This is a genomic window from Ramlibacter sp. MAHUQ-53 (assembly GCF_052600055.1).
The window spans coordinates 114,032-137,148 of the sequence record NZ_JBQWTS010000008.1 but is presented as its reverse complement, the minus strand read 5'-3'; the positions used below and the strand labels follow the sequence as shown (position 1 = coordinate 137,148).

Below are 23,117 nucleotides of genomic sequence, written 5' to 3'. Positions count from 1 at the left end.
TCAGTCCACGGTGGCGCCGGACAGGCGAACGCCCTCGCCCCAGCTGTCGATCTGCCGCGCCACGAAGGTGCGGAATTCGTCGGGCCGGCTGGCGACGATGGTGCTGCCCAGGTCCAGCATGCGCTGGGTCACGTCGGGCTGGCGCAGGGCCTCGGCCAGGTCGTTGGCCAGCTTGTCCACCACCGCGCGGGGCGTGCCCTTGGGCGCGAAGAAGCCGGCCCAGGGCGCCGCCGCATAGCCGGGGAAGCCCTGCTCGGCGACGGTGCGGTAGTCGGGCGTGCCCGGGGCGCGCTGCGCGGTGGTCAGAGCGATCAGCTTCAGCTTGCCCGCCTTGAGGTGGGGCTGCACCGCCGGCAGGCCGGTGATGCCCACGGGCAGGGTGCCGCCGAGCAGGTCGTTCATCATCGGCGCGCTGCCCTTGTAGGGCACGTGCGTGAGGTTCATGCCGGCGCGCGACTTGAGGATCTCCATGCCCAGGTGCGAGGCGGTGCCGTTGCCGTCCGAGCCGTAGGCGTACTTCCCCGGCTCCTTCTTCACCAGGGCGATCAGCTCCTGCAGGTTGCTGGCCGGCACCTGCGGGTGCACCACGATCGCGTTGGGGTAGATCGTGGCCTGCGTCAACGGCTCGAAGTCGTTGAGCGGGTGGTAGGCCATCTTCTTGTACAGGGTGGTGTTGATCGCGTGCGACCCCGTCACCCCCAGCACCAGGGTGTAGCCGTCGGCCGCGGCCTTGGCCACGAGCTCGGAGCCGAGGTTGCCGCCGGCGCCCGGCTTGTTGTCGATCACCACCGGCTGGCCCCACTTCGCCGTGAGCTTCTCGGCGACGGCGCGGGCCGTGATGTCGGTGGCGCCGCCCGCCGGGAACGGCACGACGATGCGCACCGCGCGCGAGGGGAAGGCGTCCGGGGCCTGCGCGAGGGCCGTCAGGGGAGCGCTGGCGGCGAGGCAGGCGATGGCCGCGGCCAGGCTCCAGGTTCTTCGATTCATGCGGGATCTCCTGTCAGTCAACGAGTGATTCACAAACCGATGGCCGCCATCGGGGTCGCGGGCGTCGCCCCCAGCACCCGGTCCAGCCAGCGCTGCGCCGCGCCGGCCTGGCCGCCGCTGTCGCAGTACGCAAGAAACTTGCCGCGCAGGTCGGCCTCGGGCAGCGGCATCGCCGGGTCCCCGGCGACCGCGGTGACCTCGCGGCGCAGCACCGTGCCGTCGTCCAGCGTGAGCGTGAGCACCGCCCCCCGGCGCTGGGCCGCCGTCCACTGCGGGTGCACCGAGACGGTGACCATCGCCTCCAGCGCCCGCAGGCGCTCGTCGTGGAACTGCGGGTCGCGGTAGACCCAGGGGTCCAGCCGGCCCCAGCGCAGCATCGCGGCGATGCCGAAGGACAGCGAGAACTGCGCCTGCAGCGGCGTGCGCGGCTGGCGGTTGCCGCAGTAGACGGTGGCCTCCTCGTAGACCTCCAGCGCGATGGCCACCGGCTGGCGCCCGCCGAGATCCTCGCGCAGCAGGCTGGCGGCCCAGGCGCCGTAGTGCACGTGGCGCACCGCGGCGTAGGGCTTGAAGTAGGCGTCCAGCACGTGGAAGGCGGGCGATTCGTCCAGGGACACGGCCGCGTGCCCGAGGCCCACCTGCGCATACGCGTCCACCGCATCCTGCGGCGCGGTCAGGCCGCTGGCCGCGCCGAGGGCGGCGAACTGGCCCAGGGCCGCGGCATGGCCCAGGTAGGTGTTGCGGGCGGTGTCGCCGGTCTGCACCGGGCGGTACAGGCTCAGGGGCATCTGGCAGGCCGCCAGGCGGATCGCGGTGGCCACGCCGGCGTCGTCCAGGCCCATCGCGGTGGCCACCGCCGCGGCGGCGCCCAGCGCCGGCCAGTTGCCGTCGACATGCATGCCCCGGCGGATCCGCAGCGCAGCGCCCATGCGCGCGCCGACCTCGTAGCCCACGAGCAGGGCGCGCCGGAACTCCCCCCAGCGCAGGCCGCCCGCGACCGGCAGCAGCGCGGCGAGCGCCGCCACCCCCGGCCGGCCATGCGCGCCGGCATGGCCTTCGCAGGCCTCGTCCCAGCAGGCCGCCATCGCCAGCCACAGGGCGCGCGCCTGCGGGGAGCCGGCCCCGCCGCCCTCGAGCAGCGACCCGGGCTGCGGCGGCGGCGCCAGCTGGCAGGCCAGGGCCGCGACGGGCGCGGCCTGGCTGCCGGCGACGACGCAGCCCCAGGTGTCCAGCAGCATCCAGCGCAGCTTCGCGTCGAGCGCGGGATGCGCCTGCGGGTCGGCGGACCGCAGGCGGGCGACCAGGGCTTCCAGGTTCATGGGCGACGAAGCTCCTCTTGCGGGAATGGCGGTTTCGTTCACAGCGTCTCAGGCCCCGGCGCGCCGGCGGCTCCACACCAGCATCACCGCCGCGGCCGATGCGGCCACCACCAGCGACAGGAAGCCGGCGCGGTAGGCGCCGAAGCCCGCCGACAGCGCGCCGAACACCGGCGGGCCGATCACCACGCCCAGGAAGGTGAAGGCCAGGGTGCCGCCGGTGGCCACGCCGGCCTGCCCGGGCGGCGCGCGCCGCGCCACCTCGGCGAGGTAGACCCCGTTCCAGCCGATGCCCGAGGCGCCGAACACCACCAGCACCGCGATCACCAGCCAGCGCGGCGTGTCCGGCGTGAAGGCGGCGGTGGCCAGCGCGCAGGCCACCATCAGCCCCGCCAGCGTCATCAGCATGGCGAAGGTGCCGAGCCAGCGGTCGGCCACGTAGCCCCAGGCGATGCGGCCGGCCACGCCCCCCATCTGCGCGAACGAGAGCACCAGGCCCGCCGCCACCAGGCCGTAGGCCAGGTCCTGGTTCAGGAAGGTGACCAGGTAGGTGCTCAGGGACATCTGCACCATCGAGAACAGGAAGGAGCAGGCCGCCATGGTGGCCAGCGCGCGGTGCGCCAGCACCATGCGCACCGGCGACAGCAGCGTGGTGAGCTGGAACGGCACGTGCTCGCGCGGGTCGTCGTCCAGCACCGGGCGCTGGCGCTCGCTGGCCCAGGCGCAGGCCACGCACACCGCCGCCACCACCACCAGGCTGGCCTGCCAGCCGGTGGCCAGCATCAGCGAGGGCACGATGGCGCCAGCCAGCACGCTGCCCATGGGGACGCCGGTCTGCTTGACCGAGAACACCAGCGACATGCGTTGCGCCGAGGTGGTTCGCGCGAGGATGTGCGAGCTGGCGGGCGTGATCGGGCCATAGCCCATGCCGATCAGGAAGGCGCCCAGCGCCATCGCCGGCAGCCAGGGCACCGCGCACAGCACCAGGCCGGCGGCGCAGGACAGCAGGCCCCACTGGCTCACGCGGATCGCGCCCCAGCGCCGCACGCCGATGCCCCCCAGCAGGCTGGAGAACATGGCGGCCAGGTAGGTGATGGACACGTAGGGCCCGACCAGCGCCGGCGAGACCCGCAGCGCGCGCGCGACCTGCGGCGCGATGACGGGCAGGGTGATGAGGGCCATGGAGACCATGGCCTGGATGGCGAGGGTGAGGAAAAGGGGCAGCCAGGGGCCGGGGGACGTTCGCGGGTTCAATCCAATCCTTGGGTCACGGTCAATCAGGCGAGCAGCCGGCGGCGGATCTCCGCCGGCTCCATCTCCTGCAGGGGCGGCTCGGCGCCGCCCGGGATGCCGACCTGCGTCGCATTCAGCACCATGGACACCATCACGTAAGTGCCGGACAGCACGGTGAGGTCGATCACCGCCTGTTCGCCCATGCGGTCGACGGCTTCATGCCACAGGCCTTCGGGCACGCGGTGGTTGAGGGTCAGCTCGGTGCAGTAATCGTAGACGAGGCTCTCGTCGGCCTGCATGCCAGTGGGGCGGCGGCACTGGCGCAGGTCGCGCATGACCTCGTCGGACAGGCCGGCGCGGCGGGCGATCGGCTCGTGGGCCCACCACTCGTACTGCGCGTTGGCGATGCGCGCCTGGATCAGGATGGCGAGCTCGTTGAGCCGCTTGTCCACCGAGGTGCGAAAGCGCAGGTAGTCGAGCAGGTCGAAGCAGCGCCGCGCCATGTCGGGGCTGCGAAGCAGCGCGTTGTAGGGGCCTCCGAGGGCGGCGCTGGAGACCTTGAGGATGTCGTCGGCCAGGGGCCGCACGGCGGGCGGCAGGTCCTCGTACGCGATCTGGGAAAGTCTCTCGGTCATGGCGCCTCCTGCACTGGCACCGGCACCTTACCAAGCGCGGCGGCGGCGGGCAGTCTCCCACACGACTGCGGCCCGCCCCGCCCCGGCCTCACTGGTTCAGGACGGTAATGCTCACGCGCCGGTTGCGCGGATCGGACGGGTTGGCCGGCACGAAGGGCGCCGTGTCGGCCACGCCCTCGATGCGCTGGAAGCGGCTGGAGGGCAGGCCCGAGGACTGCTGCATCAGCTGGCGCGTGGCGTCGGCCCGCTCGGTGGACAGCGTCCAGTTGTTCTTGCCGCTGTCCGCGGCGAAGCCCAGGCTGTCGGTGTGCCCGCGCACGGCCAGCTTGTTCGGCAGGTCCTTGATGGACTTGGCCACCTCGCCCAGGAGCTGGGCCGCCTTCGGGTCGAGCTGGTTGGTGCCCAGCTTGAACATGGAGTAGTCGGCCTTGTCGATGATGTCGATGCGCAGGCCGTCGGCCTCGCGCGAGATCGACACCTGGTCCTGCATCTGCTTGAGGGCCTTGTTCTGCGAGATCTTCTCCTTCAGCTCCTTCTCGAGCTTCTCGAAGTTCTCGCGGTCCTCCTTGGCCTTGGCGTCCTCGCCCGGCACGCCCTGGCCCTTGCCGTCGGTGCCGGACTCGCCCTCCTTGGTGCCGCCCTCGGAGTTGGGGGTCAGGCGCTCGAGCAGCGCGGTCTGCTTGGCGGTGAAGGGGAAGCCGTCGGGGTCGATGATGGACTTGCCGCCGAACAGGCCGTCCGAGCCCGCGAGCTCGCCGAACTTGATCTGGCTGTGGGAGGCCGGCCGGAAGTAGTCGGCCACGCTCTTGCGCTTGTCCTCGGGCGTCGCGCCCAGCAGCCACATCAGCAGGAAGAACGCCATCATGGCCGTCATCATGTCGGCCAGCGCGATCTTCCAGGCGCCGCCGTGCGCCCCGCCATGGCCATCCTCGAGGATGATCTTCTTGACGATGATGGGCGCGACCGGCGCCTCCGCCGGTGCCGCCGCCGCATCCGCGGCGCCGGCCGGCTTGTTCTCCTGGGCGGCTGCCTCTGCCATCACGCCCCTCGCAACGCGTCGAACACTTCGGAGAAGCTCGGCTGGTTGTCGTGGCTGATGCAGGCCCGCGCCGTCTCGATCATCACCGGCTGCGGGTAGCCGCGCAGGTTGGAGACGATCATCTGCATGATCACGTTGTAGATCTGGCCTTCCTCGTCGATGATCTGCGTGAGCCGGCCGGCCCACGGGTCGAACATGCCGTAGGACATGAACACGCCCAGCATGGTGCCCACCAGCGCGGCGCCGATCAGCGCGCCCAGCACCGGCGGAGGCTGGTCGATGGCGCCCATGGTCTTGATCACGCCCAGCACGCAGGCCACGATGCCCAGCGCCGGCATGCCGCCCGCGATGGCGGCCAGCGCGCCCGAGGCCTTGAGCGCGTCATGGTGGTGGACCTTGATCGCGGTCTTCATGATGTCCTCGACGGTGTCGGCCTCGAGGTTGCCCTGCGAGATCACCGCCAGGCGCAGCGGGTCGCAGATCATCTGCACGATGAAGTGGTCCTTCGCCAGCTTGGGGAACTCGCCGAAGATGGGGCTGGAGTCGGGGTTCTCCACATGCGCTTCCAGCGCCACCACGCCCTCCTTCTTCATCACCCCCAGCAGCTTGCCCACCAGCACCATCACGGCCAGGTAGTCGGCCTGCTTCCACTTGGAGCCCGAGATGCACTTGCCGATGCCGCCCATGGCGGACTTGAAGATCGGGAAGCTGTTGCCCATGAGCGAGGCGCCGATGGCGGCGCCCGCGATGATGATGATCTCGAAGGGCGCCGCCTTGATGATGGGCGCCATCTTGCCGCCGGCGGCGATGTAGCCGCCGAACACGGCGCCGAACACCACCGCGAGGCCGATGAAGAAGAACATGACTGACCTTCAGAACTAGAAAACGCACCAGAAGCCGACGCACCAGCCGAACAGCCACTGGATGAGAAAGTCGGCGAGATTCCCGAGCACCAGCACCGGAATCCCGAGATAAGCGAGACACAAAAGCAGCCCTGCGACGGTCATCCCGGCGCCCGGGTACTCCTGGCGATCGGGCTTGGCATGGCTGCCTTTCATTGCGGAACCCAACTCATCTCTCGCAGGTGAATCGGCCGGTGCAGCGATAACTTGACCCGCCGTGATTTCGTAGTCGCATATTATCGAGCGATGATGGTGACATGGAACTCCTGCCCTCGAGATAAGTGGGAGCTATTCCATAAGAAGTACAACGGCAGCCTGCAACAGGCCTGGGCGTACGGCGAAGCGCTTACCGCGCTGGGCGTACGCATCGATCGCGCCTGCGCCTGGGACGGCGAGCGCCTCCTGGGCGTGGCCCAGTTCATGACCCGGCGCATCGCCGGCTACCTCTCGCTGTCCTCCTGCACCCGCGGCCCGGTGTGGAGCGCGGACACCCCCGCGGCGCTGCGGGCCCAGGCCTGGCGCGAGATGCGCCGCGCCATTCCCACCCGCCCCCTGCGCGTCACCCTGGTCTCGCCCGACCTGCCGGCGGGCGAACAGGCCGACGCCGAGACCGCCGGCCTGTGGCGCGTGATGACGGGCTATTCCACCGTGCTGCTGGACCTGCGGCGGCCGCTGCCCGAACTGCGCGCGGACCTCGACGGCAAGTGGCGCAACCGCCTGGCCAAGGCCGAGGCCGATGCGGGCCTGGCGGTGCGCGTGGAGCCGAACCTGCCGGAGTGCCAGCGCCTGCTCGAGCGCGAGACGCAGCAGCGCGCGGAGAAGCGCTTCCATGGCCTGCCCACGAAGTTCGTGCCGGCCTACATCGAGGCCTGCGGCTCGCGCGAGCGGGCCTTCGCGGTGAGCTTCGCACAGGCCCGCAAGGAGACCCAGGCCGCGATGCTGTTCCTGGTCCACGGCAGCGTGGCCACCTACCACCTGGGCTGGGCCAGCGAGGCGGGCCGCAAGGCCAACGCGCACAACCTGCTGCTGTGGCGCGGCATCGAGCACCTGAAGAAGCAGGGCCTGGAGCGCCTGGACCTGGGCGGCATCAACACCCGCGCCCTGCCCGGGATCTCGCGCTTCAAGCTCGGCGCGGGCGGGCAGCCGTTGACGCTGGCGGGCACCTATTACTGACAATACCGTCCATGAACCTGCGCCGCCCCGTCCTCGCCGCCGCCCTCGCCGCCGCCCTCGCGGGCTGGCCGATGGCGAGCGCCGCCTCCTGGTTCAAGGTGGGCCAGACCGACCGGGTCACGCTGTACATGGACAAGAACTCCATGCAGCAGATCGGCGAGCACCAGTGGCGCGCCTGGGAGCTGCAGGACCTCAAGAGCCCCGACCCGGACGGCGTGCGCTCGCGCCGCTACCTGAACGAGTACGACTGCGAGCACAAGATGCACCGCATCGGCCGCATGGTCAGCTACTCGGGCCCGCTGCTCACGGGCGAGAAGCTGCACGAGGTGGAGGAGTTCGGCTACTGGCGCAACATCCCGCGCCGCGGGCTGTTCGCGCTGGCCTACGTGATCCACTGCGGGAAGTAGCGGGGACGGCTCGGACGCCGCACCCGCCCAGGCCGCCCAGGCCGCACGGACCGCGCTCGGGCCCGCGGGCTGTCCCGGCCTCAGGAGGCCGAGATCTTGCGGCCGTTCAGGGGCTGCACCGGGCGGGCGTTCATCTTGAACGGGAAGCTGTCCACCATCTCGCGCTGCACGCCGATCGGGTTCTTCATGATGAAGAAGCGCACGCCCTCGGTACACGGCGGGGTGGTCAGCGAACCCTCATAGCTGTAATGCGCCAGGCTTTCGGGCAGCAGGTTGGCCGGGTTGATCGAGACGCCGGAGACGACCTGCTCCGGGCCGGCCTCCTTGGGCATGTGCTTCCAGATCGACCACAGGGTGCGATTGAGCTGCGCCGACTCGCGCATCAGGACGCCCACCACCGCCAGCTTGCCGCTGGCGCTCTTGTGGACCAGGTGGACCACCATGGCCATGGGCTTGCCGTCGATCTTCTCCTCGCTGGGGCGGTGGAAGTGGAACTGCAGCAGGTCGTAGCTCTCGTCGCCCACCTTGAGCGTGCTGCCCGGGGGGACGTTGACCTGCACGGTGTGGCCGTTGTTCACGATCTTGAGCGCGCCGGCCTTGTACTCGGGCTTGATCGCCAGGCTGGCCTTCTCGAACGGGCCGGTGAGGTCCACCGGCGACTGCGACTTGCCGCTGCCGCAGGTGGCGAAATGCTTGCCCCAGTTCTCCGGGCCGAACTCGCCCTCGTAGCCCCAGTGCACCGGGCCGGCATGGGCGCCGCCGTGCGACTTCTTCTCCAGCGCCTCGAACTCCTCGCGCAGCTTGTGGAGTTCGCCCTCGTGCTCCTTGAGCTCCTTCTTGACCAGGACCACCTCCTTGCTCAGGTCGGCGGCTTTCTTGGTGTTGACGAAGCCCAGGGTGCCGAGCACCCCGAACAGGATGACGACGATGCCGATGGCGATCATTCGCAGGAACATGGTCCGACCTCAAGAAACTGGAAATTAGTCCGATTTATTTCGTGGCGGCCGGTACATCCGGCCCTCGGACACCCCGGGCATGGGGCGAATTATTGTTGGATAGAGCCAGTATGATCGGATCGAACCCACCAGGCTTGAGGGCAGCATGAGCAAATTGATGACGGGCGTGGCGATCGGCGCCGTGGCCACGGCCATTGCCGGGGCCGGGATCTGGGGCCTCTCGGCCATGTTCTCCAAGGGCGGCGAGGCCCCCGCGGTCACCGCCGAGAGCGGCACGCGCACCCGCGCAACCAGCGTCGGCAACCAGGCCACCGGCGTGGTCGACCTGATCTGCGAGCTGCACCTGGACGTGGAGGGCCAGATGGCCCTGGGCATCCAGGGCAACGAGCCCTCTCGCATCACCATCGCCCAGGTGGACCTGGACAAGAAGTCCGGCTGGTACCAGGGCAAGATCAGCATCACCGAGAGCCGCGCCGGCACGCTGTCCCAGCAGGGACGCAAGCTGGTGGTCTCGCGCCCGGCGATGTTCGAGCGCTTCGGCGTGATGATCACCCAGGAGCAGTTCACCGTGGACCGCGACACCGGTGACTTCGTCCAGGCCCTGACCCTGAACGACGGCCGCAGCATCAAGCTGATCAAGGGCACCTGCGCCAAGGTGACGAAGCCGCCGTTCTGAGGCGCACCGGCGGCACGGCCTTGGTCCTGTTCGACCTGCGCTGGCACCTGCGCGCCTGGCGCGCCCAGGCCCGCTGGGCCCGCACCCGCGCGGCGATCCGCGACTGGCTGCACACCGCGCCACCCGGCTACGACGAGCTGCTCCTGTTCGGCGCCAGCGCCGGCTGGATGATGCCGGACGACTTCCTCGGGCGCTTCCGGCGCATCGACGCGGTCGACTTCGAGTGGGCGGCCGCGCCCCTGTTCCGGTGGCGCCATGCCGGCGTGGTCCGCGAGCGGGGCATCTCCCTCACCTTTCACCGCACCGAGGCGATCGGCGCCCTGGACCGGCTGCTCGCCGCCCACCCGCGGGCCCTGGTGCTGTTCGACAACGTGCTGGGCCAGTACACCCTGACCTGCCGCGACATCGCGCTCGCCGAGGCGCGCCTCGGCGAGATCCAGCGCCGCCTGCGCGGGCGGGCCTGGGGCAGCGTGCATGACGCGCTCTCGGGCGAGGGCGCCCGCCTGGCGCTGGCCGACGAGCCCGCCCCGGTGCCGCTGGCGCCCGGCGCCCCCTGGCCCGACCAGCCCCTGCTGCGGCAGGTGGGCGCGCGCGGCGAGTGGCGCGACCACCTCACGCGCGGACTGCTGCCGCGGCAGGCCGGCTCGGTGATGGTCCCGTGGCAGCTGGCGCCGGGGTACTGGCACTGGCTGCAGGCGGGCTGGGTGCCGGCCTGAGCGACGCATGTCGCGGGGACGACAGTCGCGGCCCTGGGGCCATGCTGCACTCCCGGTCTCACGACAACGACAAGGAGACACCCCCATGGACCGCCGCGGACTCTTCACCACCAGTGCCACCCTGGCCGCCGGCGCGATCGCCGGCTGCGCCCTGCCGGTGCAGTCGCAATCGCGCGCGCGCACGCCGTTCGCCGTGCCCGAGACCCTGGTGCCCATCGCCGGCAGCGACATGATGTTCCCGGTGCGCCGCATCTACTGCATCGGCCGCAACTACGCCGCCCACGCCCGCGAGATGGGCTCGGACCCGACGCGCGAGCCGCCGTTCTTCTTCCAGAAGCCCACCGACGCCATCCAGTACGTGGCCCCCGGCACGGTGGCCGACCACCCCTACCCCACGCTGACCAAGAACTACCACTACGAGGTGGAACTGGTCGCCGCGCTGCACAAGGGCGGGCGCGACATCCCGGTGGCCAGCGCGCTGGACCATGTCTACGCCTACGCGCTGGGCCTGGACATGACCCGCCGCGACCTGCAGCGCGCCATGGGCGACGAGAAGAAGCCCTGGGAGATCGGCAAGAGCTTCGACCGCAGCGCCCCGATCGGCCCGCTGCACCTGGCCTCGCAGACCGGCCACTTCACCCGCGGCGGCATCTGGCTCAAGGTCAATGGCACGACCAAGCAGAACGCCAACCTGAACCAGATGATCTGGAACGTCGCCGAGCAGATCTCGCGGCTCTCGGCGGCCTTCGAGCTGCAGCCCGGGGACATCATCTACTCCGGCACCCCCGAGAACGTGGGCCCGGTGGTGCGCGGGGACGTGATCGCCTGCCACATCGACGGCCTGCCGGACCTGTCCGTGAAGATCACCTGAGGCGCCGCGGTCCCGCCGCCGGGTGGCGGCCGGTAAAATCGGCGGCCTTCGCCTGACCGGGCGGAGGCCCCTCAGCCTCTGGATCAACACCATGAACCGCTGGACCCGCCCGACCGCCATCCTCCTTTCCGCCCTGCTGGCCGCTGCCGGCGCCTTCGCGCAGTCCCTGGCGCGCGAAATCCCGGCCGACGCGCGCCCCGCGCGCCTGGTCGTCACCCTGGCGCCGCAGGTGCTGGTCAACGGCCAGCCCGCGCAGCTCTCGCCCGGCGCCCGCATCCGCGACACCCGCAACCTGCTGGTGCTCTCGGCCTCCCTCACCGGGCAGGACCTGCCGGTCGCCTTGCGGCGCGACACCCTGGGCCTGGTCCACGAGGTCTGGCTGCTCACCGAGGCCGAATACGCCCGCCTGCCGCGCCGCTGATTCGCGGCGCGCGCCTGCCGTTTTCCTTCCCGTTTTTTGTTTTCGCGAGAGAGGGCCGCCATGGCCAAGAAAGTTTTCATCAAGACCTTCGGCTGCCAGATGAACGAGTACGACTCGGACAAGATGGCCGACGTCATGAAGGCCGCCGAGGGCTACGAGCCCACGCAGGACCCCGAGGAGGCCGACCTGATCCTGTTCAACACCTGCTCGGTGCGCGAGAAGGCGCAGGAGAAGGTGTTCTCCGACCTGGGCCGGGTGAAGCACCTCAAGGACAAGGGCGTGCTGATCGGGGTGGGCGGCTGCGTCGCCAGCCAGGAGGGCGCGGCCATCATCGAGCGCGCGCCCTACGTGGACCTGGTGTTCGGCCCGCAGACTCTGCACCGCCTGCCCGAGATGCTGGCGCGCCGCGAGCGCGAGAAGGCCTCGCAGGTGGACATCAGCTTCCCCGAGATCGAGAAGTTCGACCACTTGCCGCCGGCGCGGGTGGACGGCCCCTCGGCCTTCGTCTCCATCATGGAAGGCTGCAGCAAGTACTGCAGCTACTGCGTGGTGCCCTACACCCGCGGCGAGGAGGTCTCGCGCCCATTCGAGGACGTGCTCGCCGAAGTCGCCGGTCTGGCGGACCAGGGCGTGCGCGAGGTGACGCTGCTGGGGCAGAACGTGAACGCCTACCGCGGGAAGATGGGCGACACCAGCGACATCGCCGACTTCGCCTTGCTCATTGAATACATCGCCGAGATCCCTGGCATCGAGCGGATCCGCTACACGACGAGCCACCCCAACGAGTTCACCCAGCGCCTGATCGACACCTATGCGAAGGTGCCCAAGCTGGTGAGCCACCTGCACCTGCCGGTGCAGCATGGCAGCGACCGCATCCTCATGGCGATGAAGCGGGGCTACACCGCCATGGAGTACAAGAGCACGATCCGCAAGCTGCGGGCGATCCGGCCGCAGATGTCCATGTCCAGCGACTTCATCGTGGGCTTCCCCGGCGAGACCGAGGACGACTTCCAGAAGATGATGAAGCTGATCGAGGACGTGGGCTACGACACCAGCTTCAGCTTCATCTTCAGCCCGCGCCCGGGCACCCCGGCCGCCAACCTGCAGGACGACACCCCGCAGCAGGTGAAGCTGAAGCGACTGCAGCACCTGCAGGCGGTGATCGAGGAGAACGTGCGCCGCATCAGCGCCAGCCGGGTCGGCACGGTGCAGCGGATCCTGGTCGAGCGCCCCGCGCGCAAGGACGCCAGTGAGCTGGCCGGGCGCACCGAGTGCAACCGGGTGGTGAACTTCAAGGGGCCGGCCCGGCTGATCGGGCAGATGGTGGACGTGACGATCACCGAGGCGCTGCCGCATTCGCTGAGGGGTGAAGCCGTGGTCAACGCCGATACCAGCGCCTGACCCCGGCACCGGGCTGGGTGCAGGGCCCAGGACTGTAGCCACAAGGATTTAATTTTTTCCTTGAATTGGCGGATGAGCCGACCTAAAAATGGGTCCTTAGTACTCATCCATGCAGGAGGTCGACGTCATGGCACGTTCACCCAGCCCCCCGAGGTACGCCAAGAAGGTCTACGCCACCTTGGATACGGTGTCCCATACCGAGTCCAGCCTGGATGGCAGCGGCGCCTTCGGCACCACGCCCGACGGCCGTCAGGTCGTCACGATCAACGTGCTTGCGAACGACCTGAACCTGCCCAAGGGCGGGATGCGCACGCTCTACGCCCTGGACGACGGCCTGGGCAACACCCAGTCCGACCTGCAGGCAGGCGATGTGACCTCGGTGGTGGACGGCCACACCGTCTCGGGCTGGGAGTCGACCGCGGGGATCAACAGGGTTCGCATCTACGACAACCAGGTCCAGCTGGACCTGGATCCCTGGCTGGCGGGCCGCACCCTCGACCAACTGACCAGCGCCGACCGCCTGAGCGACTCCTTCAGCTACGCGATCCAGATGGCGGACGGCACCCTGAGCTGGAACCGGGTGACGTTCACGCTGGCCGGCGAGGACGACCCCGCCTTCGTGGCCAACGCCGGGCAGTTCGGCATGTATGTCTCGCCCACGGACCCCACCTACACGCAGGGCGCGCCGCTCACCGTCACGGACCCGGACCTCGGCCAGGCGGCGTTCACCGGCTACTCGACGCAGACCCAGTTCGGGACCTTCACCGTCCACCTGAGCCCGGATTCGGCCACCTGGCGCTACGACCTCGCACCGCAGGCGGCCGTCCCCTTCGACTACGACCATGCCAGCTTCCGTGAAACGCTGACCGTCACCACCCAGGATGGCACCCAGGCCCTGGTGGAAGTCGTGCTGCAGGACCGCGCCGTGCGCACCAACGACTCCGTCTACAACGGGGGGGCGAACGACGACCTGATCCTCTGCGGGCCCGGCAACAACAACGTCGCGGGATTGGGCGGCAACGACACCCTGCGCGGCGGCGATGGCGACGACAGCCTCACGGGCATCGATGGCAACGACGCCCTGTATGGCGAAGCCGGTAACGATTTCCTCGAGGGCGGCGACGGCGATGACCTCCTGAGCACGGGGGGCGGCATCGATTTCGTGTACGGGAACGCGGGCAACGACACCTACGCGATCGACATCGCGGCGGGCTTTCTCGGCACGGACAAGGCCTTCATCAACGGGTTCGAGCCGGGCCTCGACAGGATCCGCCTCAGCACCGCGCCCGGCTCCGCCTTCGCACCGCTCGGCGGGCTGAACGAGGTGCTGGTGGGCAACTACATCTTCTACGACAGCAGCACGGGCTGGCTCTCGGTGGACCTCGACGGCTTCGACGGCCCCGAAAGTCCCGTGGCCTTCGCGCGACTGCAATCCGACGGGCTGGTCGGCGTGCCGGCCAGCCTGAGCGACCTCGACTTCCAGGTCGCCTGAGTCTCCCCCGCAGTCCCCCGTGATCCGATCCAGTCCCGGGCAGCACCGGGGCCGGCGGGTCGAACTTTCACCCACGTACCGGAGCGATCATGGCCACAACCACCTCGTACACCAATACCCCGCAGGCAACGACCGACACCTACGGATTCACAGAGTCGCAGCTCCTCGAGAGCGTTCTCTACGACCCCACCCGCGAGGTCATCACCCTTGACGTGATGGCCAACGACCTGGGCGGCAATGGCAAGACCCTGTACTCGGTCGACGGCGACATGGACGGCCTGACCGAGCTGCTGCAGCGAGACGCGGCAGGCGCCTGGGAAACGGCGCGGATCGCGTTGTGGACCCAGGGCGAGGATACGCCCGCCTACCACGACATCCTGGTCCGCACCTGCAACGGCAAGGTCGAGGTCGACCTGAGCGGAGCGATGGGCGCTGGCGGGCTCGCGGACCTCACCGCGGACCAGACGCTGCGCGGCTCCTTCGTCTATGCGATCCAGCTTGGCAACGGCACCCTCAGCTACGCCACCATCAACTTCATCGTGACCGGCGAGGGCCAGGCGCAGGACCAGCCAGCCGCGATCGGCGGCGCCATCGCGGGCGCGGTGACCGAGACCAACGCCGTCATGCACACCGGCGGCCTGCTCACCATCAGCGACCCGGAGGGCCAGGACACCTTCCAGGCCCAGGCTCACGTGGCCGGCTCCGGCGGTCATGGCTTCTTCACGCTCCAGGCCGATGGCGCCTGGACCTACACCACCTACGACTCCATGGACTGGATGACCGGCGGCCTGCAGCTCACGGACAGTTTCATCGCCAAGGCCGCCGACGACACCGAGCAACTCGTGACGGTCACAATCACGGGCACCGATGACAGGCCCGTGGTCACGGCGGCCGATCTCGAGGGCCATATCGTCGAGGGCGTGGGCATCAACCCGCAGGGCCAGCAGGTCGCTTCGGGCGCGTTCACCCTGACGGACCCGGACCTGATGCTGGACATCCAGATCGGCGAGATCATCGCCCCCGCCGGCGCACCCGGCACCCTTGCGGTGACCCGGGTCCTGACCCCCGACACGCTCAGCTTCCAGTGGACCTACACCGTCGACGCGTCAGCCGTCGAGGAGCTGGGGATGAACGACGGGCAGAGCCTGCCGCTGAACTTCGAGGTGCAGCTCCTGGGCAGCACCGACCCCCACCTCGGGAGCTTCGCGATCCAGGTCACCCTCGACGGCGCCAACGAAGGCGGCGGCGCAACCGTCAACGAGCCCCCGTTCCTAGCCACCGATATTGCGGACTTCGACCCGGCCACGGGTTTCAGCGGCGCGATCACCGAGGACGACACCGCCGCGTTGACCTGGTTCGCCATCCTGGGCGATCCGGACGGGGCCGACGAGAGCACGTTCCGGGTCACCGGCCTGGAAGACGGCCAGGTCGGCTCCTTCGCCTATGACCGTACCTCGAGTACCTGGACTTACACCCTGGACGCGCGCGCCCAGGCGCTGCCCTTGGGTCAATCGGTCGACGAGCACTACATGGCCGTATCGTATGACGGCTCCCTCAGCATTCCGATCAACGTCCACGTGGAGGGGCGCGACGATCCCGCGCAGGTGAGAGGCACCCTGACCGGTGAACTCAGCGAGGACGACCCGCCCGTGGAGGGCCAGATCACGATCACGGACATCGACGGGGACGGCTATCTGCTCGGTATCCGGAGCATGGATGCCGCCTATGGCGCCTTTGCACTGGAGACCGACGGCCACTGGACCTACACGCCGGACCCGGTGCTCACCCTGGCTCTTGGCAACACGACGGTATACGAGACCATGAATTTCGGCGCGTTCGGCGACCTGGGTTCCGGCGGCACCTACGGCACGGTCACAGTCACGCTCCACGGGATCGAGGACGCGGCCGCACCCCTCGTGGGTACCGAGGGCGACGACCTCCTGACCGGCACCGACTTCGGCGAAAACATCAATGCCCTCGGGGGCAACGATGTGGTCTTTGCCGGCCTGGGCAATGACACCGTGCACGGCGGCGACGGAGATGACGTGATCTGGGGCCAGGCGGGGGACGACGTTCTCTACGCCGACACGGGCAACGACGTCCTGGTCGGGGGCCTCGGCGACGATGCCCTGTTCCTGGGCGAAGCCAGCGTCGGCGTCCTGACGCGTCAAGGGGTGGACATCCTCCACGGAGTGACCTTGGGCACCCGTATCCAACTGGACGCGGCCTACTTCACCGAATTCGCCACCTCCGGGACGCTGACCGCCTCGCAGTTCTCGGACAACCCGTTCGCCCCCCTGGCACAGGGCATGGCCGGCATCGTCTACGACGGGGCCTCGGGCGCCGTCTACTACGACCCGGACGGCAGCAGCGGGTTCTTCGGCCCCCCGAACGCGCCGGCGGTGCTGGTCGCGACGGTGGCGAACCCGTTCACGGCCTGGGTCACCGCGGACACCTTCTTCGTGGCCTGAGGCTCAGAACGGCGGCTTGGGCATGCCGGGGGGCATCATCCCCTTCATCCCCCCGAGCCGCTTCATCATCTTCATCAGCCCGCCGCCCTTGAGCTTCTTCATCATCCCCTGCATCTGCTCGAACTCATTGAGCAGGCGGTTGACCTCCTGGACCTGAACCCCCGCACCCGCCGCGATGCGGCGCTTGCGGGTGGCCTTGATCAGGTCGGGCTTGCGCCGCTCCAGCGGCGTCATGCTGCAGATGATGCCTTCCTTGCGGCGGATGTCGCGCTCGGCCTTGTCCATGTCGACCTGACCGGCCTTGGCCTGCATCTGCGCGGGCAGCTTGTCCAGCATCTGCGACAGGCCGCCCATGTTCTTCATCTGGCGGATCTGGGAGAGGAAGTCGTTGAGGTCGAAGCCCTCGCCGCTCTTGACCTTCTCGGCCAGCTTCTTGGCGGCGTCCACGTCGACGCCCGCCTGCACCTGCTCCACCAGGGCCACGATGTCGCCCATGCCCAGGATGCGCCCGGCATGGCGCTCGGCGTCGAAGACCTCCAGGCCGTCGATCTTTTCGGAGACGCCCGCGAACTTGATCGGCGCGCCCGTGACCTGGCGCACGGACAACGCCGCGCCACCGCGGGAGTCGCCATCCATCTTGGTCAGGATGATGCCGGTCAGGGGCAGCGCCTCCTTGAAGGCCTTGGCGGTGTTCACCGCGTCCTGGCCCTGCATGGCGTCCACCACGAACAGGGTCTCCACCGGGTTCAGCGTGGCGTGCAGCTGCTTGATCTCGTTCATCAGCGCCTCGTCGATCGCGAGGCGGCCGGCGGTGTCCACCAGCAGCACGTCGAAATAGCCACGCTTGGCGTGGTCCAGCGCGGCGCGCGCGATGTCCAGCGGCTTCTGCTCCGGCGAGCTGGGGAACCACTCGGCGCCGGCCTGCGCCGTCACCGTCTTGAGCTGCTCGATGGCCGCGGGGCGGTAGACGTCGCCCGAGACCGTGAGCACCTTCTTCTTGCGCTTCTCGATCAGGTGCTTGGCCAGCTTGGCGGTGGTGGTGGTCTTGCCCGCGCCCTGCAGGCCGGCCATCAGGATCACCGCCGGGGGCTGGGCCGCGAGGTTGATGTCGCTCACGCCCTCGCCCATGGTGGCCACGAGCTCGCGGTTGACGATGCCCACCAGCGCCTGGCCGGGGTTCAGCGAGCCCACCACCTCCTGGCCCAGGGCCTTCTCCTTCACGCGGGCGATGAAGTCGCGCACCACGGGCAGGGCCACGTCGGCCTCGAGCAGGGCCATGCGCACCTCGCGCAGCATGTCCTGCACGTTGCTTTCGGTGATGCGGGCCTGGCCCCGCATTTCCTTGACCAGGCGGGAAAGTTTGTCGGTGAGTGCGGAGGCCATGGGGGTGGGAGGATGGGGTGTCGCGCAGGCCGGGAGGCCTGCAGCGAGGGACTACACTGAGGACCCATGATTTTACCCAGCGCCTCCCCCGCCGGCGTCGCCCTGTCCCTGGCCGCGGCGGCCGCCTACGCGCTGCCCGCGGCGGCGGCCTCGCGGCTGTCCGACTCCGCCGCGCGGCTGGCCCTGCTGGCGGCCTGGCTGCTGCACGCCGGCGTGATCGCCTGGTCCCTGCTCGGGGACGCGCCGCGCTTCGGCTTCGCGCCGGCGCTGTCGGTCACCGCCTGGCTGGTGCTCACGGTGTACGCGGTGGAGCGCCAGGTCTTCCCGCAGCTGCAGGCCCGCTGGGCCCTCGCCGGCCTGGGCTCGGCGGCCGTGGTGCTGGCCCTGGTGTTCCCCGGCACGCCACTGCACGTGGGCGCCTCGCCCTGGCTGCCGCTGCACTGGGCGCTGGGCATCGCGTCCTACGGCCTGTTCGCCGCCGCGGTCGTCCACGCCTGGCTGATGATGCGCGCCGAGCGCGCCATCCGCCACGCCGACGACGCCCACGCCGGCCTGCCCCTGCTCACGCTCGAGCGCCTGACCTTCCGCTTCGCCACCGGCGGCTTCGTGCTGCTGTCCGCCACGCTGCTGGCCGGCCTGGTGTTCGGCGAGGTCGGCGGCGGCACCCGCTGGCGCTGGGACCACAAGACCGTGTTCTCGGTGCTGGCCTGGTGCGCCTTCGCCGGCCTGCTGCTCGGGCGCGCGCGCTTCGGCTGGCGCGGCCGCAAGGCGGTGCGGGGGCTGTACGTGGGCTCGCTGCTGCTGCTGCTCGCCTACGTTGGCTCGCGCTTCGTGCTCGAGGTCGTCCTGGGCCGCGCCGCATGAAGTACCTCGTGCTGTTCGCCGTGCTGGCGGTGATCTACCTGGTGTGGAAGCACCAGCGCCAGACCGGCGCCCGTCCCGGCGCCGGCGCCGGCGCGCCGGGCCGCAACCAGGCGCCCCGCAGCGGCCAGCCCCAGGCCATGGTGCGCTGCGCCGCCTGCGCGGTGCACCTGCCGCAGGCCGACGCGGTGGCCGATGCCCAGGGCCGCCTCTTCTGCAGCCCGGAGCACCGCGAGGAGTACCGGGCGACCCCCACCGACACCCGCCGCTGACCCATGACAGGTCCCGTCTCCGTCGCGTCCTGGGCCCAGCCGCCCGCGTCGCCGGCGGAAGACTCCGCGCCGCTGCGCCTGTGGCGCTCCTTCGCCAGCGCCCGCGTGATCATCGGCGCCGGCCTGCTCGCGCTGCTGGCCGCGCTGCGGGTCGCCACGCCGGGGGCACCCGGTGACCGCGCACTGCTCCTGGCCTGCGTCGCCTACACCGCGGCGGCGGTGGCCGTGCGCCTGCTCACGCGCCCCCCGGGGCCCCGCCTCGACGTCACCTGGGTCGCCATCCTGGCCCTGGACCTGGGCGGCGCCTCCGCCCTGCAGCTGCTGCAGGCAGGCGGCCTGAACTTCACCCCGCTGCTGGCGGTGCCGGTGCTGATGGCCGCGGTCCTGGGCAGCAGGGCCATGGCCATCGGCACCGCCGGGGCGGCCAGCCTGCTGATGCTGGCCGAGGCCTGGCTGCGCGCGACGCAGGTGCCCGGCGACAGCGCGCTGCGGCTGCTGCAGGCGGCCGGCACGGGCGCGGGCTACCTGGCCCTGGCGCTGCTGGCGCACCACCTGGCCGCGCGGCTGGCCCGCGAGGAGGACCGCGCCCGCCGCAGCCAGGAGGCCGCGCGCACCCAGGCGCTGGTCAACGCGCTGGTGATCGAGACGCTGGCCGACGGCATCCTCGTCGTCGACGCCGACGGCCGCGTGCGCGCGGCCAACCCCACCGCCTGCCTGCTGCTCGGGGCGAACGCGGCGCACCCGCAGTTCCGCCTCGAGGGCGAGCCGGGCTGGCAGGCCCTGTGCGACCTGGCGGCGCAGACGCTGGCCACCCGCACCCCGCAGGTGCGCGAGGTCACGCTGGGCCGCGCCGGGCAGCAGCGGCGCGTCTCGGTACGCACCCGGGCAGCCGGCGATGGCGGGGACGGCAACCTGTGCGTCATGTTCCTGGAGGACCTGCGCGAGATGGAGGCACGCCTGCGCACCGAGAAGCTGGCGGCGATGGGCCGGATGTCGGCAGCCGTGGCGCACGAGATCCGCAACCCGCTGGCCGCGATCACCCAGGCCAACGCGCTGCTCGAGGAAGACCTGGGCGAGCCGGCCCACCGCAAGCTCAGCGCGCTGGTGGGGCAGAACGCACGGCGCCTGGAGCGCATCGTCGAGGAGATCCTCAATGTCTCGCGGGTGCAGCAGCAGGACACCGCGCCCTCACCGCCGCTGGCGCTGGACGCCAGCGTGGCGACCGTGTGCCAGGACTGGTCGCGCCAGGCCGGCCTGCCCGGCCGCCCCGCGATGGCGCTGCGCGCGCCGCTGGCGCGCGTGCCCTTCGAGCCGGAGCACCTGCGCCGCGTGCTGGTGAACCTCCTGGACAACGCCAGCCGCTACGCCAGCGACCGGGCCGACGCGATCCAGGTCACCACCCAGCCCGGCGCCGACCGCGCGGTGCTGGTGGTCTGGAGCGACGGCGCGCCGCTGGAGCCCGCGGTGCAGCGTCACCTGTTCGAGCCGTTCTTTTCGTCCGAGAGCCGCTCCAGCGGCCTGGGCCTGTACATCTGCCGCGAGCTGTGCGAGCGCCATGGCGCGCAGATCGGCTACCGGCGCGCGCCCTCGCCGCAGGACAACGGGCGCGAGGGCAACGCCTTCATCGTGAGTTTCCGCCCGCCGCCGGCGGATGTCGCCGGACCCTCGCCTGCCACAATACCCGTCTGATGCAGCAGCCTGCCTCCCACGCCGCGGCCCAGGTCCTCGTCGTCGACGACGAGCCGGACCTGCGCACGCTCTACGAGCTGACCCTGCTGCGTGAAGGCTACAGCGTCGACGCCGCCGCCACGCTGGAGGAGGCCCGCGCGATGCTCGCGGCCCGGCGCTTCGACGTGGTCATCTCCGACATGCGCCTGCCCGACGGCCTGGGCCTGTCGCTGCTGCAGGAGATCTCGCGCCAGCAGCGTCCCGAACGCTGCATCGTGATGACGGCCTACGGGTCGGCCGAGAACGCGGTCGAGGCCCTCAAGGCCGGCGCCTTCGACTACCTCACCAAGCCGGTGGACCTGCGCCAGTTCCGCGCCGTGGTGGCCTCGGCCGTCCACGAGGGCGACGCCGGCATGCGGGCCGGCGCTCCTCGGGCCAGCGCCGCCGCGCTGCCGCGCGGCGAATCCGCGCTCGAGCGCCTGGCCGGCGACTCCCCGGCGATGCGCTCGGTCAAGGACCGGGTGGCCAAGGTCGCCCGCAGCATGGCGCCGGTGCTGGTGCGCGGCGAGTCGGGCACCGGCAAGGAGCTGGTGGCGCGCGCCATCCACGCCTGCAGCCACCGCGCCGCCGGCCCCTTCGTGGCGGTGAACTGCGGCGCCATTCCCGAGTCGCTGCTGGAGGCCGAGTTCTTCGGCGCGCGCAAGGGCTCCTACACCGGCTCCACCCACGACCGGCCCGGCTTCTTCCAGGCCGCCCATGGCGGCACCCTGTTCCTCGACGAGATCGGCGACCTGCCCCTGGCGATGCAGTCGCGGCTGCTGCGCGCGATCCAGGAACGCCGGGTGCGCCCGATCGGCTCCACCCAGGAGGAGGCGGTCGATGCCCGCATCCTCAGCGCCACGCACAAGGACCTCGCCGCCGAGGTCCAGGCCGGTCGCTTCCGCCAGGACCTGTACTACCGCCTCAACGTCATCGAGATCCTGGTGCCGCCGCTGCGCGAGCGGCGCGAGGACCTGCCGGCCCTGTGCGCCGCGCTGCTCGCGCGCATCGCCCAGGACGCCGGCACGCCAGTGCCGCCGCTGACGCCCGGGCTGCTGGCGCAACTGCAGTCGCTGCCGCTCACGGGCAACGTGCGCGAGCTGGAGAACATGCTGCACCGGGCCGTGGCCCTGAGCGATGGACTGGACCTGTCGCTCGAAGCCGAGCCCGCGGTGAGCGCGCCGGCGCCCCTGCCCGCCGCGGCCGCCGCCGGTGCGCAGGCCGTCCCCGCCGCCGGCCTGCCCTCCGACCTGCAGGCCTGGCTTGACGAGCGCGAGCGCGAGATCCTGGTGCGGGCCCTGCGCGAGAGCGGCTTCAACCGCACCGCCGCGGCGCAACGCCTGGGCCTGAGCCTGCGCCAGATCCGCTACCGCATCGCGCGCCTGGGCATCGCCACGCCCGGCCCCGACGACGCGGCGGACGACCGCGCATGAGGGAAGCCCCCGCCGCGCCCCTGTTCCAGGGTGGCTGGTACCGCTTCGCGCGCCGGCTGGATTCGCCCAACTTCGGCGCGCGCCCCGCCGGCGCCTGCATCGACCTGCTGGTGATCCACTCCATCAGCCTGCCGCCCGGGCAGTACGGTGGCGACGAGGTGCAGCGCCTGTTCACGAACACCCTGGACTGGGACGCCCACCCCTACTTCCAGGGGATCCGCGGGCTGCAGGTCTCCGCGCATTTCTATATCCGACGCGACGGCGCGCTGTGGCAGTTCGTCAGCTGCGACGCGCGGGCCTGGCATGCCGGCGCCTCGCAGTGGCGCGGGCGCGGCAACTGCAACGACGACTCGATCGGCATCGAGCTCGAGGGCCTGGAGGGCGACCCCTTCGAGCCCGCGCAGTACGAGGCCCTCGCCAGCCTGGCCTCGGCCTTGCAGCAGCATTACCCGGTGCGCCACATCGCCGGGCACGAGCACATCGCGCCCGGCCGCAAGCGCGACCCGGGCCCCGGCTTCGACTGGGCGCGGCTGGCCCGCAGCCTGGGCGGGGCCGGCGACTCCCTGCCCTCCTGAACTCAGCGTGTTCCCGGGCCAGGGAATCCGATGACACACCCTAGGTTCTAGGCCGCCGCCGCGAGGTCGCGCGCGAAATTCTCGTCAATGGCAAGAACACTACATGTGGTGCCTTGCGATACACTCAGGCCCTAGATATAGTGCCTGCGTTGTTGACACGGAATCGCCGAATTCCGACCACAAAAGGTGA

The 23,117-nt window shown here is 70.5% G+C and carries 23 protein-coding genes; 14 read left to right on the top strand and 9 right to left on the bottom strand.

Annotated features, from left to right (window positions below):
- The 7 genes from ACT80S_RS13470 to ACT80S_RS13440 all read right to left on the bottom strand — a co-directional run bounded on the left by ACT80S_RS13470 (position 1) and on the right by ACT80S_RS13440 (position 6,280).
- On the bottom strand, positions 1–987 hold the full coding sequence (locus tag ACT80S_RS13470) for a Bug family tripartite tricarboxylate transporter substrate binding protein (RefSeq protein WP_377416582.1): 987 nt from the start codon (positions 985–987) through the stop codon (positions 1–3).
- Between the two features lie 29 nt (positions 988–1,016).
- Positions 1,017–2,306, bottom strand: a complete 1,290-nt coding sequence (locus ACT80S_RS13465; RefSeq protein ID WP_377416580.1) for an MmgE/PrpD family protein — start codon at positions 2,304–2,306, stop codon at positions 1,017–1,019.
- A 48-nt stretch (positions 2,307–2,354) separates the two neighbouring features.
- Positions 2,355–3,557, bottom strand: a complete 1,203-nt coding sequence (locus ACT80S_RS13460) for an MFS transporter (RefSeq protein WP_377416578.1) — start codon at positions 3,555–3,557, stop codon at positions 2,355–2,357.
- Between the two features lie 23 nt (positions 3,558–3,580).
- Positions 3,581–4,171 carry a carboxymuconolactone decarboxylase family protein gene (locus tag ACT80S_RS13455; RefSeq protein ID WP_377416576.1) on the bottom strand — a complete coding sequence of 197 codons (591 nt, stop codon included), beginning with the start codon at positions 4,169–4,171 and terminating at the stop codon, positions 3,581–3,583.
- Between the two features lie 88 nt (positions 4,172–4,259).
- Complete coding sequence (locus ACT80S_RS13450; RefSeq protein WP_377416574.1) at positions 4,260–5,210, bottom strand: flagellar motor protein MotB; 951 nt, start codon at positions 5,208–5,210, stop codon at positions 4,260–4,262.
- Positions 5,210–6,073, bottom strand: coding sequence for a flagellar motor stator protein MotA (gene motA, locus ACT80S_RS13445; RefSeq protein ID WP_377416572.1), 864 nt, complete (start codon positions 6,071–6,073; stop codon positions 5,210–5,212). The genes ACT80S_RS13450 and motA overlap by 1 nt, the downstream gene beginning before the upstream one ends.
- 15 nt (positions 6,074–6,088) lie before the next feature.
- Positions 6,089–6,280 (bottom strand): hypothetical protein, encoded by a 192-nt coding sequence (locus ACT80S_RS13440; RefSeq protein WP_377416570.1) that lies wholly within the window; start codon positions 6,278–6,280, stop codon positions 6,089–6,091.
- An 81-nt stretch (positions 6,281–6,361) separates the two neighbouring features.
- Here ACT80S_RS13440 and ACT80S_RS13435 point away from each other — a divergent pair, with 81 nt between their 5' ends.
- Both ACT80S_RS13435 and ACT80S_RS13430 read left to right on the top strand, forming a co-directional pair.
- Positions 6,362–7,285, top strand: coding sequence for a lipid II:glycine glycyltransferase FemX (locus ACT80S_RS13435; protein ID WP_377416784.1), 924 nt, complete (start codon positions 6,362–6,364; stop codon positions 7,283–7,285).
- Between the two features lie 11 nt (positions 7,286–7,296).
- Positions 7,297–7,692, top strand: a complete 396-nt coding sequence (locus ACT80S_RS13430) for a surface-adhesin E family protein (protein WP_377416568.1) — start codon at positions 7,297–7,299, stop codon at positions 7,690–7,692.
- Between the two features lie 80 nt (positions 7,693–7,772).
- Here ACT80S_RS13430 and ACT80S_RS13425 read toward each other — a convergent pair whose 3' ends face one another.
- A complete protein-coding gene (locus ACT80S_RS13425) occupies positions 7,773–8,648 on the bottom strand; it encodes a carbonic anhydrase (protein WP_377416566.1) in 876 nt (291 codons plus the stop codon).
- A 145-nt stretch (positions 8,649–8,793) separates the two neighbouring features.
- Here ACT80S_RS13425 and ACT80S_RS13420 point away from each other — a divergent pair, with 145 nt between their 5' ends.
- The 7 genes from ACT80S_RS13420 (at position 8,794) to ACT80S_RS13390 (ending at position 16,696) form a co-directional block, all read left to right on the top strand.
- The gene (locus ACT80S_RS13420; RefSeq protein ID WP_377416564.1) at positions 8,794–9,324 is read left to right on the top strand and encodes a hypothetical protein; all 531 of its coding nucleotides are present in this window, start codon (positions 8,794–8,796) and stop codon (positions 9,322–9,324) included.
- A 20-nt stretch (positions 9,325–9,344) separates the two neighbouring features.
- Positions 9,345–10,040, top strand: coding sequence for a hypothetical protein (locus ACT80S_RS13415; protein ID WP_377416562.1), 696 nt, complete (start codon positions 9,345–9,347; stop codon positions 10,038–10,040).
- Between the two features lie 85 nt (positions 10,041–10,125).
- Positions 10,126–10,911 carry a fumarylacetoacetate hydrolase family protein gene (locus ACT80S_RS13410; protein ID WP_377416560.1) on the top strand — a complete coding sequence of 262 codons (786 nt, stop codon included), beginning with the start codon at positions 10,126–10,128 and terminating at the stop codon, positions 10,909–10,911.
- 91 nt (positions 10,912–11,002) lie between these two features.
- Positions 11,003–11,332: a hypothetical protein gene (locus tag ACT80S_RS13405; protein WP_377416558.1), complete on the top strand. Its 330-nt coding sequence runs from the start codon at positions 11,003–11,005 to the stop codon at positions 11,330–11,332.
- 60 nt (positions 11,333–11,392) lie between these two features.
- A complete protein-coding gene (miaB, locus tag ACT80S_RS13400; RefSeq protein ID WP_377416556.1) occupies positions 11,393–12,733 on the top strand; it encodes a tRNA (N6-isopentenyl adenosine(37)-C2)-methylthiotransferase MiaB in 1,341 nt (446 codons plus the stop codon).
- A gap of 127 nt (positions 12,734–12,860) precedes the next feature.
- Entirely contained in the window at positions 12,861–14,225 is a 1,365-nt protein-coding gene (locus ACT80S_RS13395) for a calcium-binding protein (protein ID WP_377416554.1), read from the top strand.
- Between the two features lie 89 nt (positions 14,226–14,314).
- On the top strand, positions 14,315–16,696 hold the full coding sequence (locus tag ACT80S_RS13390) for a VCBS domain-containing protein (RefSeq protein ID WP_377416552.1): 2,382 nt from the start codon (positions 14,315–14,317) through the stop codon (positions 16,694–16,696).
- A 3-nt stretch (positions 16,697–16,699) separates the two neighbouring features.
- On the opposite strand, the gene ffh is transcribed toward ACT80S_RS13390, so the two are convergent.
- Complete coding sequence (gene ffh / locus ACT80S_RS13385) at positions 16,700–18,079, bottom strand: signal recognition particle protein (protein ID WP_377416550.1); 1,380 nt, start codon at positions 18,077–18,079, stop codon at positions 16,700–16,702.
- Positions 18,080–18,145: 66 nt separating this feature from the next.
- On the opposite strand from ffh, the gene ACT80S_RS13380 reads away from it, so the two are divergent.
- The 5 genes from ACT80S_RS13380 to ampD are packed head-to-tail and all read left to right on the top strand — an operon-like array spanning position 18,146 to position 22,927.
- Positions 18,146–18,943: a cytochrome C assembly family protein gene (locus tag ACT80S_RS13380; protein ID WP_377416548.1), complete on the top strand. Its 798-nt coding sequence runs from the start codon at positions 18,146–18,148 to the stop codon at positions 18,941–18,943.
- Positions 18,940–19,212, top strand: a complete 273-nt coding sequence (locus tag ACT80S_RS13375; RefSeq protein WP_377416546.1) for a PP0621 family protein — start codon at positions 18,940–18,942, stop codon at positions 19,210–19,212. The genes ACT80S_RS13380 and ACT80S_RS13375 overlap by 4 nt, the downstream gene beginning before the upstream one ends.
- Before the next feature lie 3 nt (positions 19,213–19,215).
- Positions 19,216–20,901, top strand: coding sequence for a sensor histidine kinase (locus tag ACT80S_RS13370; protein WP_377416544.1), 1,686 nt, complete (start codon positions 19,216–19,218; stop codon positions 20,899–20,901).
- A complete protein-coding gene (locus ACT80S_RS13365) occupies positions 20,901–22,352 on the top strand; it encodes a sigma-54-dependent transcriptional regulator (protein WP_377416542.1) in 1,452 nt (483 codons plus the stop codon). Before ACT80S_RS13370 ends, ACT80S_RS13365 begins: the two co-directional genes overlap by 1 nt.
- A complete protein-coding gene (ampD, locus tag ACT80S_RS13360; protein WP_377416540.1) occupies positions 22,349–22,927 on the top strand; it encodes a 1,6-anhydro-N-acetylmuramyl-L-alanine amidase AmpD in 579 nt (192 codons plus the stop codon). The genes ACT80S_RS13365 and ampD overlap by 4 nt, the downstream gene beginning before the upstream one ends.
- The last annotated feature ends 190 nt before the right edge of the window (positions 22,928–23,117 follow it).

Bases quoted from the DNA above. Each gene is read 5' to 3' on its own strand.
- ACT80S_RS13410 (WP_377416560.1), top strand. From the start codon at position 10,126: ATGGACCGCCGCGGACTCTTCACCACCAGTGCCACCCTGGCCGCCGGC.
- ACT80S_RS13395 (WP_377416554.1), top strand. From the start codon at position 12,861: ATGGCACGTTCACCCAGCCCCCCGAGGTACGCCAAGAAGGTCTACGCC.
- ampD (WP_377416540.1), top strand. From the start codon at position 22,349: ATGAGGGAAGCCCCCGCCGCGCCCCTGTTCCAGGGTGGCTGGTACCGC.
- ACT80S_RS13430 (WP_377416568.1), top strand. From the start codon at position 7,297: ATGAACCTGCGCCGCCCCGTCCTCGCCGCCGCCCTCGCCGCCGCCCTC.
- ACT80S_RS13375 (WP_377416546.1), top strand. From the start codon at position 18,940: ATGAAGTACCTCGTGCTGTTCGCCGTGCTGGCGGTGATCTACCTGGTG.
- motA (WP_377416572.1), bottom strand. From the start codon at position 6,073: ATGTTCTTCTTCATCGGCCTCGCGGTGGTGTTCGGCGCCGTGTTCGGC.
- ACT80S_RS13425 (WP_377416566.1), bottom strand. From the start codon at position 8,648: ATGTTCCTGCGAATGATCGCCATCGGCATCGTCGTCATCCTGTTCGGG.
- ACT80S_RS13465 (WP_377416580.1), bottom strand. From the start codon at position 2,306: ATGAACCTGGAAGCCCTGGTCGCCCGCCTGCGGTCCGCCGACCCGCAG.
- miaB (WP_377416556.1), top strand. From the start codon at position 11,393: ATGGCCAAGAAAGTTTTCATCAAGACCTTCGGCTGCCAGATGAACGAG.
- ACT80S_RS13380 (WP_377416548.1), top strand. From the start codon at position 18,146: ATGATTTTACCCAGCGCCTCCCCCGCCGGCGTCGCCCTGTCCCTGGCC.
- ACT80S_RS13435 (WP_377416784.1), top strand. From the start codon at position 6,362: ATGGTGACATGGAACTCCTGCCCTCGAGATAAGTGGGAGCTATTCCAT.
- ffh (WP_377416550.1), bottom strand. From the start codon at position 18,079: ATGGCCTCCGCACTCACCGACAAACTTTCCCGCCTGGTCAAGGAAATG.
- ACT80S_RS13455 (WP_377416576.1), bottom strand. From the start codon at position 4,171: ATGACCGAGAGACTTTCCCAGATCGCGTACGAGGACCTGCCGCCCGCC.
- ACT80S_RS13470 (WP_377416582.1), bottom strand. From the start codon at position 987: ATGAATCGAAGAACCTGGAGCCTGGCCGCGGCCATCGCCTGCCTCGCC.
- ACT80S_RS13390 (WP_377416552.1), top strand. From the start codon at position 14,315: ATGGCCACAACCACCTCGTACACCAATACCCCGCAGGCAACGACCGAC.
- ACT80S_RS13420 (WP_377416564.1), top strand. From the start codon at position 8,794: ATGAGCAAATTGATGACGGGCGTGGCGATCGGCGCCGTGGCCACGGCC.
- ACT80S_RS13370 (WP_377416544.1), top strand. From the start codon at position 19,216: ATGACAGGTCCCGTCTCCGTCGCGTCCTGGGCCCAGCCGCCCGCGTCG.
- ACT80S_RS13405 (WP_377416558.1), top strand. From the start codon at position 11,003: ATGAACCGCTGGACCCGCCCGACCGCCATCCTCCTTTCCGCCCTGCTG.
- ACT80S_RS13450 (WP_377416574.1), bottom strand. From the start codon at position 5,210: ATGGCAGAGGCAGCCGCCCAGGAGAACAAGCCGGCCGGCGCCGCGGAT.
- ACT80S_RS13365 (WP_377416542.1), top strand. From the start codon at position 20,901: ATGCAGCAGCCTGCCTCCCACGCCGCGGCCCAGGTCCTCGTCGTCGAC.